This window comes from Mycoplasma sp. P36-A1, from assembly GCF_049478495.1.
In the GTDB taxonomy this organism is placed as follows: Bacteria; Bacillota_I; Bacilli_A; order JAJDGJ01; family JAJDGJ01; genus P36-A1.
Window position 1 is genome coordinate 1,529,875 of sequence record NZ_CP168083.1, and the last position, 17,240, is coordinate 1,547,114.

Genomic DNA, 17,240 nt, shown 5'->3' on the forward strand with positions numbered 1-17,240 from the left:
ATCCCTCTTTTCTTTATTATAATTATAGGGACTTTTCTTTAAAGTAATCTAGGATTTGCTTTTTATCTTTGTTCATTTGATTAATTAGTTGTGTTATGTTATCAAAGACTTTTTCACTTCTAATATACTTATAAAATATAACTTCTATTTCTTTTCCATATATATCTTGATCAAAGTCAAATATGTTAGTTTCTATTCTTGTATTAAGATTAAAATTAAAGGTTGGATTATGTCCTATATTGGTCATACTATTATAACTTTTTCCATCAACTATAGTTTTGGTAGCATATACTCCATTTTTAGGAATTCGATAGTTAACATCTGGTAGTAAATTTGCTGTTGGAAAGTTTATTGTACGTCCTCTTTGATTTCCTTCTACTACTATACCTTGCATGCTATAAGGTATTGTTAATAAAGAATTAGCTTTTTCTATTTCACCATTTAATATTAGCTCATGAATCAAAGATGAACCTATTTTCATTTCATCTATTTTTTCTTGTGAAAGTATGATGGTTTTAAACTCATGGTACTTACATAGTAATTGAACATTTCCTTCTTTATTTTTACCAAAACCAAAGTCAAATCCACATACTACATATTTTATATTGTTGTTAATTATATATCTTTGAACAAAGTCTTTGGGATTTATATCTTTAAATGTCTCATCAAACTCTATTAAAAATAATGTGTCTACACCTAAAGATTCTAAGATTGCATATTTTTGTTTTTGAGATCGTAATATATAATAATTATCGATGTGGTTTACTACTTTTCTTGGAGTAGTATCAAAAGTCATTAAAGCAAATATTAGATTATTTTCTTTAGCAATTTTACGAGCCATTTTTAAAACTTGTTCATGCGCTTTGTGAATACCATCAAAATTACCTATTGCTACCACATAACCTTTGTCTAGTACATTTTGATAATTTGCATTTAGTTTAATAACATTCATTACCAAAGCCCTCTTTTCATTTTTGATATTCCATCAACACTAGCACCATACAGTGCTAATACTTCTTTATCTTTATCAACTATTATAAAATCTTTTTCTTTATTAGTTATAATAGGTTTTCCATTTAAGACATCTTTTGCTTCTTGTTCATTTACTTCTAATTTGTCATAATCTTGTAGTCCTTCATTAATACTAAGCATTTTGAAATCATTTTTTTCAACTTGTTCTAATGTAAATGCATCATTAATATTAAACTGTCCTGATTGTGTTCTTCTTAGTTTAGTTAAAACTCCTGGATAGCCTAATTCTTTTGAAATGTCATAACATAAAGTTCTTATATATGTACCACTTGAACAATCTACTTTAATACTTATTTCATCATCACTAAATTCTAATAACTGTATCTTATTTATAGTTATTTCTCTTGATGGTATTTCAACTTCTTCATTATTTCTAGCATACTCATATAGTTTTTTTCCATTTACTTTTATAGCACTATATATTGATGGTATTTGTGTTATTTTACCTTCAAAACTTTTCAATACTTCATCTAATCTTTCTAAACTTATATCATTTTTATACTCTTTTTTAGAGACTATTTCACCTTCTAAATCTTGTGTTGTTGTTGATACTCCTAATTTAAAGGTTGCTATGTATTGTTTACTATCCATCACTAGATAGTTTGATAGTTTAGTTGCTTTATTAATCATAACGACTAAAACACCACTAGCCATTGGGTCTAATGTTCCTGCATGTCCAACTCTACGTGTTTTTAATATTCTTCTTAGTCTGCTTACGACATCATGGCTACTTAAGCCAAGTTCTTTATCTATTATAATAATTCCGTTCATTTTTATCACCTTTACTTATTTTACCATATAAATTGAGTTACAGAAAATTTCTTATCAAATAATAAATTTCTATAAAATATGCTATAATAATAGAGAAGGATGGTGATACTATGTTAAACGACAAACTTATAATAGAATTAAGTGTAAATCACATATATCATATTGATGAACTTAAAGATACTAGTAGTAGTCGCTATGTACAATTAATGAAAGATTATCAGGATATTAAAATAGTTGATATTCAACAACCTTTTATTGGTTCTAGCTTAAATACTATTACTATACAAGATACTAAATCTAAAGATACTGCTATTATTTATGAGGGATTTGACTCAATGAGTGATTGGCGAAATGATAATCTGAATAGCTTTTTAAATAAGAGTGAAATGGTTTATGATGTTGCATTAAAATATTTTGAGTATATAGAACGTAAAGGTTACCGCATTGCATATATTGGTGGTAGTTCTTTAGGTGGTGGTTGCGCTCAATTTGTTTCTACTAATTATCCACATGTACGTGCTATTTGTATTAATGCATCACCATTAAATAAAATGAGTGTTATTGATTCAAATAACATTATTCATTTAAGAGTTGATGCTGATGTTATGTATCGTGCAATTGCCTTAGATAGTGAAAGATATGAAAATGGTTATGTTGGAAATATTATAAAAATTAATAGATCTTTATATGGTAGTTATGATCAATTTAATCATTTAGAACTTGCTGTTAGAGGTTCTATTAGTCTACCTAAAAATTATTTATACAATAATTATCGTGTAGATAACTTAACTGATCTTAAAAATGTTGTTATGCCTAGTACTTATGATTATTTTAACATCATTTCTAAAGCACCAACACTATCTTCATATATTAGTTTTGACTTATTAAGTAATAACTTATTAGAACAAGATCCAACACCACCAAAGTTTAATTTTGATGATGTTCAAGATAATTTTTCAAGTAAAGTAAAAGAAATTCAAAGTAGTTTTAATTCTTATTTAGTACCTTTAATGAAATTAAAACAACACAATGAATTTATTGAATTTAATAATGCTTTATCTCCTGATTTAAAAGGAATAGTTAAGTATGCATTATTATCAATAACAAAACAAGATAGCCATTTATATGATAATATTCATTATGTAATTGAAAAATCTGCTGATTATATTTATAAACGTATAACTACTAAGTTAGATGGTATTACTAAAGATATTGATCCTCAATATTTAGTTGTTGATCAACAAAAAATGAACAAGGATGTTGAAATTAATGTCAAAGCTATTAATAATATTATTGATGCTCTAATAAAAATAAACAATGAATTATTTGATTATGAAAGATTTAAATTTAAAAATATTTTTAAAGTTAAAAATAATCTTGAATTCAAAACTTTACCTACTCCTTGGGCCATTGAATATAAAAGTCAATTATTTGACAAAATTGATGATGCGATCAAGTCTGGAATTGTTACAAATAGATTGTTTATAGAACAAATTGAAAAACTAGTTTTTAATGCTATTAAAAATCAAAGTATCAGTTTAAAAATGCCTTTTTCTTATCAAAGTCAAGGCTCTTTAAAAGCTGACTTAGAATATATCACTTCAAGATATGATCTTGCAAATTCTATTGAAGATGCTGTTGATATTTTCATTAATGATATTCATGAAATTGTATTAGGTGAAAGTAGTTTTTATAATTACTTAATTAGTATTAAAACAATAAATCAACAATTAGAATATGTTTTAATATCATTAGACAACTTATTAGAATATCTTGCATTATTAGAAATTAGTGCTAATAATAAAAAACATTTAGAAGGTTTAGTAACAAACACTAAAAACTATATTAATGATTTATTATACTATAATAGTAAATCTTTAATTCTTTCTGAACAACAATAAAATATTTAATTACCTTTATTAAAAGATTTCAATATCTAATAATAAAGGTTTTTTTAACAGTAAGAATCACATAAAAAAGTAGATATTAGTTAAAATATCTACTTTTGTTGTGTTATTCAGTTTTGCTTTTTATCGATTTTTTTATTATTATTTCTTTATTATCATTCACCATTTTTTGAAGGCTTTGAAACAGTAGTATCAGCCATGCAAAAGCCATTATGAAACAAATAAATTCAAAAGCTGTAAGATTTAGATAATGAATACCTTTATATAAAAAAGTTACAATTACTAAAACTATTGCACTACCATATGAATAAACTAAAAATTCATTGCTTATTTTAGGAATAAAGTACTTTATTCCTAGTATTAAAACTAAAGTAAAAACAATTAGCATTTGGGCAACTAAGTCATGAAGATGATGTAAATTACCTTTTCCATTATTAGGAAATAAACCAATTGCTCCTAAATTAATTGCTGTTACAAATAATAATACTTTCAATGCAGTAAGCCTTTTGTTTATTACATCTTTTTTTCTTAATAAGACAAATAAGTAGTCTATTAATGACATCATTAACAATGATGATATTAGAAGTGTTAGATTAAATTGCCAACTGTTAGAGGCATTTTGAGTTCCTAGAAAACTAAAGTTGTGTTGCCACCATTGTAAATGACCATTTTCTACCATCGACATTATTACACCACCAATTATAAAAACTGTAAATAAATTTATAATTAATTTTGGTGATATTGAAAGTGCTAAATAAATCATTGTGTAGTTTGTAATACATAAAAACATAAAGAATATAAAACATGAACTGTAAATATCAAAACTAACTCCAACAAACATTAATTCAACCATCCAAAACAGCCCTAATAGTACAAAAGTCAATATTATACCTACTGATATTACTATTGTAAAAAAGTTTCTCCAGTACAAGCTAGTGGCTAATACACTATGAACTTGTCTTCTACTCTTGATATAAAAGTAGACAAAAGAAGACATTGCACTAATTACACCAAATACAATGATAGCACTAGCTAAAGAATAATCTCCACTTACTGGTACTTTACTAACGTTTAAGTACAACAACAATCCTAAATATATTAATGTGCTAATAACTGAAGGTATTAAAAACCATCTTAATGATATTATCATATTATCGCTAGTTTTAATGAATGGCTTGATTATAAATTCATCTTCTTTCACCATTACTTCATAGTCTAAATCATTGTTAGCTTTAATAAAGTCATTTAATTTCTCACTTATTACTATGACTTCGTCTGTTTTTTCCATTATTATCCCCCATTCTTTTTACATTATACAACAACATCTACATTTTACTAACCTTTTGTGTAAAAAAGAAGACATATAGTCTTCTTTAAATTATTTTATTATAATCAATTTCAGGTTTTTGATAGGTATCTTTATTGTCTTTATTAAATGATTGAAGATACTTTATGACTTGTTGTGTTAAGTATGTTGGTGTTGAAGCACCTGAACTTACAGCTACTTTATTAAAGCCAACTAAATCTTCTATTCTAATTTCAGTAACACTTTCTATTAAAAAAGCTTTTCTATTATCATTTTCAGCTAACATTTTTAATCTTGTAGAATTATTACTTGAAGGATCTCCAACTATATATACTGCATCAACATCATCAGCAATTTTACTAATTGCCTGTTGTCTAACCCTTGTTGCATTACATATTTCTTCAGCAACAACTACATTAGGATACTTATCTTTAATCTGTTCAAATACTTTTTCAGCATCCAAATAGGAAATAGTAGTTTGATTTGTTAGTAATATTTTATCATTATTTATCTTTAAGGCTAAGGCATCTTCTATATTGCTTATAATATGAATATTATTATTAGCAACTCCTTTTATAGCATCTGATTCTGGATGGTTTTTTTTACCAAAATAGATAATATCATAGCCTTCATTTAAATAATTCAATACTAAATCATGTGTTTTCTTAACATCCTTACACGTTGCATCATAGACAATTAAACCTTTATCAATTGCTGCCTTTTTAACTTCAGGAGCACTTCCATGAGCCGTTAAAACAACAACACCATCTTCAATCATCTGTAAAAGTTCTAATCTAGATTTATTTTTTTCATATATTGTATTTATACCTTTATTTTTTAAAGCATCTACAATATATTGATTATGCACTATCATACCAAGAATATTAATTTTCTCTTGTGGATTTTCTGCTTTAGCTTTTAATGCTGTATCAATAGCATTGATAACACCAAAACAATATCCTCTTGGACTTATTACATCAACTTTCATATTATCAACTCCAATAGAATTATAACATTAACATAAAGGCAAATCTATAATGTACAAATTTCATTTAATAATATCTATTTTATTAAATATCTCTTAAAATAGTGTGTATATCAACTCTTTTTATGTTCAACATTACTAAGTGTGTGCTTATTGTGATATAATAAACAAGATAATGGATTAAAATCGAAAGGAGCAATAATATGGAAGAAAAATTAACTGAGCAAGAGCTTGTCCGTAGAGAGAAAATGAAAGAAATGGAAGCTAAAGGCGTTAAACCTTTTGGTTACCCATTCAAAAGAACAAACCTTTCGAATGAGCTTTTTGAGCAATATGAACAATTTACTAAAGAAGAATTAGTTGAAAAAAATATTAATGTAGTTGTAGCTGGTCGTGTAATGACTAAAAGAAATCAAGGTAAAGCTGGATTTATGCACATTCAAGACTTAGGTGGACAAATACAAATCTATGTACGTAAAGATGCTATTGGAGATAATATGTTTGATATCTTTAAAATGCAAGATATTGGAGACATTGTTGGAATTAAAGGTACTGTCTTTAAAACTAACCATGGAGAATTATCTATTAAAGCAACAGAATATCATCATTTAAGCAAAGCATTAAGACCTTTACCAGAAAAATTTCATGGTTTAACAGATATTGAAGAAAGATATCGTCGTCGTTATGTTGATTTAATTATGAATGAAGAATCTCGTAAAGTTGCAATTATAAGACCTAGAATAATTCGTGCTATGCAAAACTATTTTGATAATCTTGGTTTTATTGAAGTTGAAACACCAATTTTACAACCTATTTTAGGTGGAGCAGCCGCTAAACCATTTGTAACTCATCACAACGCTTTAGATATGCCATTCTATTTAAGAATCGCAACAGAGCTTCCACTAAAAAGATTAATAGTAGGTGGAATGGAAAAGGTTTATGAAATAGGTAGATTATTTAGAAACGAAGGAATTTCTACAAGACACAACCCTGAGTTCACTACAGTAGAACTTTATGAAGCTTATGGAAGTATGGAATCTATGATGGAATTATGTGAAGGTGTCTTTGAAGAATTAGCACTTAAAGTTAATGGAACAACTGAATTAAGTTGGGATAACAAAAACATCAGTGTAAAAGCACCATTTGTAAGAAAACATATGGTTGATATAGTTAAAGAAGTTACTGGTGTTGATTTTTGGAAACCAATGACTATTGAAGAAGCTAAAAAATTAGCAGATGACAATGGTGTTGAATATGAAGATCATCACTATGGTGTTGGACATATAATTAATGAGTTTTTTGAACAAAAATGTGAAGAAACAGTTTTACAACCAACATTTATTTATGGACACCCTGTAGAAATTAGCCCACTTGCAATGAAAAACACTGAAGATGAACGTTTTACTGATCGTTTTGAACTATTTATTGATGCTCGTGAATACGCTAATGCCTTTACTGAATTAAATGATCCTATTGATCAAAAAGAAAGATTCTTAAATCAATTAAAAGAAGCTGACTTAGGTAATGAAGAAGCTAATGAAATGGATACTGATTATATAGAAGCTTTAGAATATGGTATGCCACCAACTGGTGGAATTGGTATTGGTATTGATAGACTAGTAATGTTACTAACAGATTCTGCTAGTATTAGAGATGTTCTATTATTCCCACATATGAAAAATAAATAAATAATTATTTAGTAATAATTATAAATTTTGATAAATATTAAAAAGAAGAAATTTTCTCTGAAAGAAATAATTTTCTTCTTTTTTTATAATAATATTTCATAACATAACTTGCTTGATCATTAATTTATAAATTATTTATTGTGATTTATAGATAATTAAATAAGCCACTAATCTTGATAGATGTAGTGGCTTATTTTTAATCTTTATTTAGATTAATGCTTAGTAATATATTAGATATCTTTAACTTGTGATTTTAATACTTCATATCCTAATTTAGTAATAGTATTTTCTATATCATTTATTGATGTTATTTGATCATCAAACTCTACTTTTACTTTACTTGAATTAAAAGAAACTTTTAGAGTATCTTTATTTATACCATTTAAAGAGTTAACTCCTTTTTCTATTTTTTGCATGCATGATGGACATGTTAATGTTTCTAATTGTAATGTTGCTTTTTTCATTTTAAATTTCTCCTTTTTATTATGTTAGTTTGTTTTAGTTTATATTATTATTTACCTGATTTCAATCTGTAATGCAGTAGTCTCATAGCATTTAGAATAACTACTAATATACTTGATTCATGCACCAACATACCTACTGACATATTCATCCACTCGCTAAAGAATAAGCTTGTTAATAAGACTAAAACTACTCCTATAGCAATTATAATATTTTGTTTTATATTATTTGAAATTGCTTTTGTTAAACCTAGAGCATGTGGTAACTTATTAAAATCAGAGTTCATCAATACTACATCTGATGTTTCTATAGCAACTTCTGTTCCATTTCCCATAGCTATTCCTATTTGAGCTAATGCTAGTGAAGGACCATCATTTACTCCATCTCCAATAAATGCAACAATTCTTCCTTTATCTTGTAATTGCTTTATATAGTTAGATTTATCTTCTGGTAGCATATGTCCATAAGCTTCATCTAGTTCTAATTCTTTTGCTACTAAATCAACAGTTCCTTGGTTATCTCCAGAGAGTACTATTAAATTTTTAACGCCTAATTTTCTTAGTGTTTTAAGTGATTCTTTTACACCTAGTCTTATTTGATCACGAATACCTATTAATAATTCTATTTTTTCATCTATTGCTACTAAAACAAGCGAATTACCATTCTTTTCAAATCTTGTTATATCAGAATTAATTTTACAACTGAACTTAATATTTTGTCGTTTCATTAATGATACATTTCCAACAATTACTTGATGATTTTCAACAGTTGCAATGATACCTCCACCTTTTATTACATCAGTTTCTTTAACTAGAAATGTTTTAGATTCATTTAGATAACTTACAATAGCCTTTGCTAAAGGATGATTAGATTCTTTTTCAATACTAGCTAAGTAACTAAATGCTGTTTCTACATCATTTGTATACACTTCTTTTTCTACAACTTTAGGATGTCCTATAGTTAATGTACCAGTTTTATCAAATATCATTGTATCAACTTTGCTAAAATCATTTATAACTTCACTACCTTTAAGTAAAATACCATTCTTAGCTCCATTACCAATACCTGCTACATTTGAGACAGGAACACCTATAACTAAAGCACCTGGACATCCTAATACTAATATAGTAATAGCAAGTTCAATGTTTTTTGAAAAAATCCAAACAATAATGGAGAATAACAAAACAATAGGTGTATAGTATTTAGAAAATTTATCTATAATACGTTCTGCTTCTGACTTTGAATCTTGGGCATCTTCAACTAATTCAATTATTTTACCAAAAGTTGTATCTTCTCCAACCTTATTAGTGATAATTTGAATTGTACCATTTTCTACAAAAGTTCCTGCATAAACAGCTGAATCTATTTTCTTACTTGATGGTAGTGATTCACCTGTTATACTAGCTTCATTTACATAGCCTTCTCCTAAAATAACGACTCCATCAACTGGTATTTTTGAACCTGTTTTTACTAGTATAATATCTCCTATTTCTACTTCATCTATAGAAACTTCTTTAAACTCTTTATTGTCATCTAATTTTAAAGCATTTTCAGGAACCATCTCAGTTAATTCTTTTATAGCAAAGCGTGTCTTGTTTAATGTTCTTTGTTCTAGGTATGCTCCAAATAAAAACAAAAATGTTACTATAGCTGATTCCTCATAGTTTCCAATAATAAATGCCCCAATAACAGCAATAGTAACAAGAACATCTATGCTTACTACTTTAATCTTTAATGCTTGATAGGCTTGTATTGCTATTGGTGCTACACCAATGATAGATGCAATTATTAACAAATAAATCGCAATTTGTTCTTTTAGAAAAACAAAACTACTAAGATATGCAGTTATTATTAGAATTGCACTTATTATTGTAATAGAATTTTTATTTTTAAACACTAATTTTTGCATTCTTTGACCTCCTAATCTATGCTCACTAAATATTTGAGATAGTTTTTATTCATTTTGCAACTCATATTCTTTATCTAATTCAGATAATAAATAATATACTTTTTCAAAACTTTCACAAACATCAGATGGAATAGTATAATTAGTAGTTATTTCTCTTAATTTTAGAAAATCATCTTTTAAGCTTTTATCATTAAAACCGTTTGCTTCCAATTTTTCTACCATTTTCTCATATATCTTTTTTACTTCAAAAAATTCTGGATGGTTAGCTCCATGCACACGAGATACTACAGGTACAAAAACATTTAGTGTTTTTAAATAGTTTTCTTCTATTGTTTCAATACTCATTTTATTTGTCATATTCTTTTCCTCATTTCTATGTAATTAAATATTTATTATAGATATATAGTATCAAAAATATAATATATATAACGTGACATAAGTCACTTAATCTAAATTAATTATTAATTAAAGATTATTACAGTTAATATATACTAGATAATAATTAGCACTAAATTAAAATAGCGTAATACATATTAGCATTTCACAAAAAAACTTTTAATATATAATTCATATTTCAAAGTAATTTAGACTATATCGAAAAAAACACTATATATAGCATAGATTTACTAGCAATATATAGTGCTTTTTTGTTTTTAAATTTTTTTATTTAATAATATTATTAATATTATCTACAAGACTAGACTTGTATACTTCAACTAATTGTAAGAGCTGTTCTCTTTGTTTTACATTCATGTTTTCTAAGGCCGATATTTCAGCATTTTCTAAATCAGTTATTATCTTTTTAGTAAAATTCTTTCCCTTTTCACTTAGTTTAATAGCTTTATTTCTTCTATCAGTTTTTATCTCATTTAAGACTACTATATCATCATCAATAAAAGTCTTAATAATAGTATTTACTGTTTGTTTAGGATAAAATGTATCATCACATATAATCTTTTGAGTACAATCTCCTTCATAGTTAAAAATAAATTCAAGTATAACTAAACTTATATCTGTTAAGCCTACTGATTTAGCATATTCAAAATATATTTTATCACAAGCTTGCCACATTTTAGTTAGTCTTATAGCTTGATCTTTTATAACATTATCACTCATTTAATAACCTCTTATCTAATCTGCATATTTATATACTACTTTCATCTTTTTATTATAGTACATACTCATACAAATAGCCATTATTTCAGCAACAGGTATTGCTAGCCATACTCCATTTAAACCAAAGAAAAATGGTAGTGTAATTAAACTTATAACTAAGAATATTAAAGTTCTAAAACTTGATAGTACTGCTGATACTTTACCATTGTTTAAAGCTGTAAACATAGTAGATGCAAAGTTATTAAAACCTAAAAACATAAATCCAATGGCAGATAGTCTAAAACCTCTAACTGCAATAAGATATACTTCTCCATCTTTTGGTACAAATATAGTAACAATTGAAGATGCAAAAATAAAACAAATTAGTAAACATAATACTGAAACAACTGATATTATATTAATACTGTGTTCATATATTTTCTTTAATCTTGAATAATAATTTTTACCATAATTAAAACTAACAATTGGAGCAATACCAGAGGCATATCCCATGTAAATATTAGTGATAATCGCATGAACAGTCATAATAATTGTAACAGCAGCTACACCATTAATTCCTGATATTCTTATAATAATGTTATTCATCAAAATCATAGTTATACCAGAAGCTGCTATTGTAATCATTTCTGACATACCATTACTTAAAGATTTATATATTACTTCTAGATCAAAATTAAACTTTGTAAGATATAAGCCTTCTTTTTTATTATTCATAAAATACACTAATCCTATAATTGCTGGAAATCCATAACCTATAGTTGTTGCAATTGCAGCTCCTTGTAAACCCATACCTAACTTAACAATTAGAAAATAGTCTAAAAAGATATTAAGTATTCCACCAATAATTGATCCAATAAGTCCAATACTAGGCTTACCATCACTTATAAAAAACTGTTGAAATATAAAACCCAATATAACAAAAGGTAACCCTACTAATAAAGGATATAAATAACTAATACATAATTCATAAATAGTTTCATCTGCACCTAATATATAAATAAGTTGATCATGAAATATATACCCTATAATTGCCAGTACAATACTAAAAGAAACTGCAATAACCACTATAAGACTAAAGGCACTTCTAGCTTCATTTATTTTATTTTCACCAAGCTTTTTTGCCACATAGGCATTTCCACCTGTCCCCAACATAAAACTTACTGCAATTATTAACATTAATAGTGGCATTACTATATTAACAGCTGATAATCCTTCAGCACCAATAAACCTTGCAACAAAAACCGCATCAATAGAGGAATAAATTCCCATCAACACATTAGCTACTACTGTAGGTAATGCAAACAATAATAACATTTTTAAACTAATATTTTTATCTAATGATAATTCCATAAAAATCCCCTTTCAGTCCGAAACATTAATAGTAAAGACTAAGGACTATTATATATAGCTTTACACCTTATGTCAACACTTTTTTATTAGATACATTAAATATTTATATAGCTCTATTACCTTTACCTAAGGACATTTGAAAATTATAAAGTTTTTAAAGTTAATGCTTGCATTACTATTCTAGTTGTAATATAATATATGAGTAATACATAAAGGGTTCCTTAGCCAAGTTGGTAAGGCATCAGACTGCAACTCTGTGACCGCCGGTTCGAGTCCGGCAGGAACCTCCATTATAAAAACAAACCCCTTACTTAAGGGGTTTTTATTATATTTTATAAGCTCAGTCGCTAATCGGTCGCCAAAGAATTTAGATAATCGCAGAAAATAGTGATATTTAAAGGAGATAAATTGAATGGCTAAAACAATTATAAAGTTTAAAGAAACATTAACGTGTGATTTTGAAAGTGAATTAATAGCAGCTATTACGATTAAAGAAACACATTTATATTTATAGGCAATAAAAAAGGACTAGCAATTAAGCTAGTCTTTTTACTTTAGTAATGTTTTATATTTTTACAATTTTAAACAAAAATCTTTTACTATCAGCATTATTCCATATATTTACTTTCTTTTTAGTTGCGACATTAACAACACCTCTACCTTTTGTATGTATTTCAACAGGGGTGTCATAGTAATTACTTGTCAAAGAAGCTTTACCTATCTTGTCCCAACTGTAAATATTAATATAACATTCCTTATTGTCATTACCACGGAAATAGGCACTGTGTGTAGGTTGGTCGCCTTTAGGTTTACTATTATTAACAAGCTTTTTATCTGTAAGTTGTTCAGCCATGTATTGTGCTAGTTTACTTTTATTAGCTTGATATGTTTTCATGTCAGATTTACTGGTAATGAATGCAACTTCTACTAATCTATAATTAAGTCCTTTTTGTTTGGCTATATTCATGTTTAAAAGGTCCGAACGTTTCTTAATACCACGATTAGTAAAATACTTGTCTAGAGCTTTTAAAATAGATTTATCGTATTTATCGGCTGCTAAACCACTACCAATTAAAACCTCACTACCGTGCGCACTTGATACACCTGCATTAAAGTGAGTTTCAATAATGATTGGTTTAGTTCCATGTGGCCATGAATAAAGTCCTTTTCCTTTAGCTGATTGTTGATACATATCTCTAGAAGTATCGTATATATGTACTGATTTACCTAGCTTTTTAAGATACTTAGCAAGCAAAGCATTAAACTCTCTTGTTAATTTATATTCTTTATATCCATTTCCGACAGCGCCAGGATCTCCAGCGCCATGTCCTCCAATCAAGTAGTAATCCATACTAAATCACTCCTTCTTCATTATCTATAACTTCTTCATCAATCACTTCAATGTCATCATTAAATTCAGATGAATCAATAGCTATTATATCATTACCCCCAACAACAGCATTTGTATTATTTACTCCTGCAATAAATTTAGTATATAATATTTGATTAAAAGCTCCCTTTGCTGTATCGTAACCCCCGCCTATTGCAAATCCTAATCCAATTCCAACTCCGATTGCATTTTCAATACTCATATTATTTAATAATTCAATTTGAATTAACTTATATTCTTTAATATAAATGATTATTAAAGTTGTTAAACAAACAGTAATTACAAATAACATAATCCCTTGCCAATTTCTTTTTGCAACATTATCAATTTGACTTTTGATAGTGTTCACTACAAAAATTACTATAGGCGCTATTACTAAAAACAATGCATTAAAATTATCTAAATTCATATATCTATTCTCCCTTTATTAATTTATCGTTTATACGATCAGTATCTTTTTTTAATTCTTCGATATCATTTGAATGTATGATATTAGCATTTTCTAAAACTACAATTCGCGTTTCATGGTTCCTAATACCACCACTATTTCCATTTATTTTTTCTAACAAGCCAGCATTAGCTTCTATACTGACATATCTAATAAATGCTTTACCATGTCTTCCTTTTAAAAATCCATACAAGGCTCCAGCAAAAGAAATTAAAGCTAATAAATTCGCTCCAACATTTTTAAACCAGTTTGCCCAAAATGCTATATCTTCGCTCATAAATTCTCCTTCCGACTTAAAAATTAACTAATTGCTCATATCCCACTAATTTCTTCTTTTTTTTATGAACATAGCCAATTTTATCTGATTTTTGCCTATTACAATCTCTATGTGTTAGTTGTAGATTGTCTAATGTATCTCTACCTCCTTTCGCTTTAGGTATTATATGATCAATTTCTGCAGACATTGGATGAGGAGTTTTTAATGTTTTATCAACATACTGACCGCATATTGCACAATGTTCTTCTTTTGCTAAAATAACTTTTCTGTTTCTACTAAATAAATCATTTGCCATTATTTAAACCTCTCTGCTGCATAATTACTAGCTAATGCCATTGCTTCAATTACACTTATATCTTGTTCGACATTTAAACTTGTAAACTTTTTATAGTCGCCTTTTTGCTTCCATGTCACGTTTAAAAATTCATCTGTAATTCCTTGCTGACTTGCTATATCAATAACATTAGTGTTGATTTGATATTCTAATAATTGTTGACCGGCTAAAAATTCATGAGAATTAATTTTTTTATATCTTTTCTTAAATTTTTTCTTTATCATTTCGCCAAAAGTATCTCTAAACATTCCATCCGCAACAACACCTTTAATGTTGCTATTTTCAAGTATGTATTTTGCTACCCAGTCAAAACCATCTTTATTCATTCTTTTATCTAAAACTTGTAAATAAATTTTATCTTTGTTTTTAGCAGCAATTACTGCACAATGATAGTCTGTTGAGAATTTAATTCCAAGTATAAACTCGCCTTTGTATTTTTGTGCTTCATCTTGATTTGTTAATACTCTTTCAATTGAATTTTGATTAAATATAGCTTTATTTTCAATCGAATGTAGAAGACCTAATCTTTGCACAGCAAAGTCTAAGTTATCTAGTGTTTTATACTCTTGAACAACTGTTTTATAATCTATACTTATGTTAAAACTAGGGTTTGTTCTCTTTAATAAATCTTTATCCAAAAATAAATTTTGTTCTTCTAATTCTTTTAGTGAATAACTATCGCCAATACCCCATTCAAATAAATTTGGCTTGCCTTTAAACTCGTTAACCATTCTTTTAAAAAAACATCATCATCTATTAGCCTTGGGCATGTACCAGCATATATAACTTTTGGATTTCCCATTGCCGAAATAGTTGGTAACATTGCTGACATCATTGCATCAGTGACAAATTGAAATTCATCAAAGATTAATACTTCATTACTTCCACCAATACCAGCGGATTTTGTTCTAGCTCTAAATTGTATACATGCACCGTTTGTTAGCACAATTTCTTGAGCGCCTCTTTGCCTAATAATTTTAGATACTTCATTATTAAATATTGGGTTACTTTCAAATTCAAAGGTAATCTTTCTGAAAAAATCTTCACACGATGCTACTTCATGCGATGTAAATAGTATCTTTTTTTTATTTAACAGTAGTTCAACCATAGTGATCAATACTAGAATTTGTGACTTACCATTTTGTCTTGGAGCAATAAATATGGCTGTATCTAAATTATCTCTAAAGAATTTCCAAACACTTTCAGACTGCCATTCATATGGCTTAAACGACAATAAAGAATAGAACTCTTTTAAAAATTTTTTTTGAAATCTATTTTTAGCCATCTATTTTAATTGCTTTCTTAATTTCTCTAACTTATTTTCTGGAATTTTTTCTTTTTTATTTAGATGTAGTTTGTAATGTGGAGGGACTTGTTTTTCTGTTATACAATAGTGTGTTAATTCATCTTCTGAATTAAAATTTTTAACAACAGTAGTAACAACTCCACCTTTTATCAAAAAATCTCTAGCATTATCTTCTGTCCAATCATTTATTGTTATCCCTTTTAATTTATTAGTCATATTTACCTCCTTTTAGGGTACTACCCCTAAAAAATCAATATAGCGCGTGTCCGTGTAAAGGTGTGAGGTAGACATAGACACTTTGACTTTGACTCCCCCCCCATTTTTAATTTACTTACTTTTTGTTAGCATAATACCATCTTGCTAATTTTTTTTGTTTTGCATTACCATTTTGCATTAAATACTTTGCACTAGCTTCTTCTAGTTTATATTTCCTACCATTAGTTTTCTTTCTAACAGTTCTCTTTCTAAGCCTTCCAACTCTTATTTCAACCTCACTTGCATTAGCATCTACTTTTTTATTTACACTTACATACTTTTGTTTAAGCAAACTATCTAATGCAGGTGACTTAAGTATCTGTTTAGATATCTCTGGTTCATTAAGCTTTACTTCAATGTCTTTGCTCATGCTATCACATCAATCCTATATTTATATGTAGCTGTCTGGATATTGCTTGGTGCTTGCTTAGAATCCTTTACTACTTCTAGATTAGGATTACCAACCTTAGATAACTTAACTACATCACACATTAATATATTAAATAGATTATTAACTTCATTATCATTTAAGTAATAGAATTGAATGTTAAATGAATGAGTAGCTATCAATCTATTCTTTGATACAATACTATCTAATGTTATTACTACTTGGGACTTTAACTCTTCTCCTTGATTAGCTATATACTTTTGATTAGCAACTATACCTTTGCTATTAAGTAACTCTATAATATTTGCAATCATTG

20 protein-coding genes and 1 tRNA gene are annotated in these 17,240 nt (G+C 27.4%); 3 read left to right on the top strand and 18 right to left on the bottom strand.

The window, feature by feature from the left end; genetic code table 4:
* Positions 1–22: 22 nt before the first annotated feature.
* Positions 23–952: a riboflavin biosynthesis protein RibF gene (ribF, locus tag ACD762_RS07470; RefSeq protein WP_423363357.1), complete on the bottom strand. Its 930-nt coding sequence runs from the start codon at positions 950–952 to the stop codon at positions 23–25.
* On the bottom strand, positions 952–1,803 hold the full coding sequence (truB, locus tag ACD762_RS07475) for a tRNA pseudouridine(55) synthase TruB (protein WP_423363358.1): 852 nt from the start codon (positions 1,801–1,803) through the stop codon (positions 952–954). The genes ribF and truB overlap by 1 nt, the downstream gene beginning before the upstream one ends.
* Before the next feature lie 110 nt (positions 1,804–1,913).
* On the opposite strand from truB, the gene ACD762_RS07480 reads away from it, so the two are divergent.
* Positions 1,914–3,704, top strand: coding sequence for a hypothetical protein (locus tag ACD762_RS07480; protein WP_423363359.1), 1,791 nt, complete (start codon positions 1,914–1,916; stop codon positions 3,702–3,704).
* 112 nt (positions 3,705–3,816) lie between these two features.
* On the opposite strand, the gene ACD762_RS07485 is transcribed toward ACD762_RS07480, so the two are convergent.
* Both ACD762_RS07485 and ACD762_RS07490 read right to left on the bottom strand, forming a co-directional pair.
* Positions 3,817–4,998 (bottom strand): DUF998 domain-containing protein, encoded by a 1,182-nt coding sequence (locus ACD762_RS07485; protein WP_423363360.1) that lies wholly within the window; start codon positions 4,996–4,998, stop codon positions 3,817–3,819.
* 85 nt (positions 4,999–5,083) lie between these two features.
* Positions 5,084–6,004: a 4-hydroxy-3-methylbut-2-enyl diphosphate reductase gene (locus tag ACD762_RS07490; RefSeq protein ID WP_423363361.1), complete on the bottom strand. Its 921-nt coding sequence runs from the start codon at positions 6,002–6,004 to the stop codon at positions 5,084–5,086.
* A gap of 200 nt (positions 6,005–6,204) precedes the next feature.
* Here ACD762_RS07490 and lysS point away from each other — a divergent pair, with 200 nt between their 5' ends.
* On the top strand, positions 6,205–7,689 hold the full coding sequence (gene lysS, locus ACD762_RS07495) for a lysine--tRNA ligase (RefSeq protein ID WP_423363362.1): 1,485 nt from the start codon (positions 6,205–6,207) through the stop codon (positions 7,687–7,689).
* 230 nt (positions 7,690–7,919) lie between these two features.
* On the opposite strand, the gene ACD762_RS07500 is transcribed toward lysS, so the two are convergent.
* The 5 genes from ACD762_RS07500 to ACD762_RS07520 form a co-directional block, all read right to left on the bottom strand.
* Positions 7,920–8,153 carry a heavy-metal-associated domain-containing protein gene (locus ACD762_RS07500; RefSeq protein ID WP_423363363.1) on the bottom strand — a complete coding sequence of 78 codons (234 nt, stop codon included), beginning with the start codon at positions 8,151–8,153 and terminating at the stop codon, positions 7,920–7,922.
* Positions 8,154–8,200: 47 nt separating this feature from the next.
* Entirely contained in the window at positions 8,201–10,060 is a 1,860-nt protein-coding gene (locus tag ACD762_RS07505) for a heavy metal translocating P-type ATPase (RefSeq protein WP_423363364.1), read from the bottom strand.
* A 45-nt stretch (positions 10,061–10,105) separates the two neighbouring features.
* Complete coding sequence (locus tag ACD762_RS07510) at positions 10,106–10,417, bottom strand: hypothetical protein (RefSeq protein WP_423363365.1); 312 nt, start codon at positions 10,415–10,417, stop codon at positions 10,106–10,108.
* A gap of 306 nt (positions 10,418–10,723) precedes the next feature.
* Positions 10,724–11,176: a MarR family winged helix-turn-helix transcriptional regulator gene (locus ACD762_RS07515; protein ID WP_423363366.1), complete on the bottom strand. Its 453-nt coding sequence runs from the start codon at positions 11,174–11,176 to the stop codon at positions 10,724–10,726.
* A 15-nt stretch (positions 11,177–11,191) separates the two neighbouring features.
* Positions 11,192–12,526, bottom strand: coding sequence for an MATE family efflux transporter (locus tag ACD762_RS07520; protein WP_423363367.1), 1,335 nt, complete (start codon positions 12,524–12,526; stop codon positions 11,192–11,194).
* A 215-nt stretch (positions 12,527–12,741) separates the two neighbouring features.
* Here ACD762_RS07520 and ACD762_RS07525 point away from each other — a divergent pair.
* Positions 12,742–12,816: transfer RNA gene (locus ACD762_RS07525), tRNA-Cys, on the top strand.
* 275 nt (positions 12,817–13,091) lie between these two features.
* Here ACD762_RS07525 and ACD762_RS07530 read toward each other — a convergent pair.
* From ACD762_RS07530 to ACD762_RS07570, 9 genes are all read right to left on the bottom strand, one after another.
* Entirely contained in the window at positions 13,092–13,877 is a 786-nt protein-coding gene (locus ACD762_RS07530) for an N-acetylmuramoyl-L-alanine amidase (protein ID WP_423363368.1), read from the bottom strand.
* A 1-nt stretch (position 13,878) separates the two neighbouring features.
* Positions 13,879–14,325, bottom strand: coding sequence for a hypothetical protein (locus tag ACD762_RS07535; RefSeq protein ID WP_423363370.1), 447 nt, complete (start codon positions 14,323–14,325; stop codon positions 13,879–13,881).
* Positions 14,326–14,329: 4 nt separating this feature from the next.
* Positions 14,330–14,641 (bottom strand): hypothetical protein, encoded by a 312-nt coding sequence (locus ACD762_RS07540; protein ID WP_423363371.1) that lies wholly within the window; start codon positions 14,639–14,641, stop codon positions 14,330–14,332.
* A 16-nt stretch (positions 14,642–14,657) separates the two neighbouring features.
* Positions 14,658–14,936: an HNH endonuclease gene (locus ACD762_RS07545; RefSeq protein WP_423363372.1), complete on the bottom strand. Its 279-nt coding sequence runs from the start codon at positions 14,934–14,936 to the stop codon at positions 14,658–14,660.
* Positions 14,936–15,706 carry a hypothetical protein gene (locus ACD762_RS07550; protein WP_423363373.1) on the bottom strand — a complete coding sequence of 257 codons (771 nt, stop codon included), beginning with the start codon at positions 15,704–15,706 and terminating at the stop codon, positions 14,936–14,938. Before ACD762_RS07550 ends, ACD762_RS07545 begins: the two co-directional genes overlap by 1 nt.
* On the bottom strand, positions 15,640–16,209 hold the full coding sequence (locus ACD762_RS07555) for a terminase large subunit domain-containing protein (RefSeq protein WP_423363374.1): 570 nt from the start codon (positions 16,207–16,209) through the stop codon (positions 15,640–15,642). Before ACD762_RS07555 ends, ACD762_RS07550 begins: the two co-directional genes overlap by 67 nt.
* A gap of 51 nt (positions 16,210–16,260) precedes the next feature.
* Positions 16,261–16,497, bottom strand: a complete 237-nt coding sequence (locus tag ACD762_RS07560; protein WP_423363375.1) for a hypothetical protein — start codon at positions 16,495–16,497, stop codon at positions 16,261–16,263.
* A 115-nt stretch (positions 16,498–16,612) separates the two neighbouring features.
* The gene (locus ACD762_RS07565; RefSeq protein ID WP_423363376.1) at positions 16,613–16,906 is read right to left on the bottom strand and encodes a hypothetical protein; all 294 of its coding nucleotides are present in this window, start codon (positions 16,904–16,906) and stop codon (positions 16,613–16,615) included.
* A complete protein-coding gene (locus ACD762_RS07570) occupies positions 16,885–17,238 on the bottom strand; it encodes a hypothetical protein (protein ID WP_423363377.1) in 354 nt (117 codons plus the stop codon). Before ACD762_RS07570 ends, ACD762_RS07565 begins: the two co-directional genes overlap by 22 nt.
* Between the last annotated feature and the right edge of the window lie 2 nt (positions 17,239–17,240).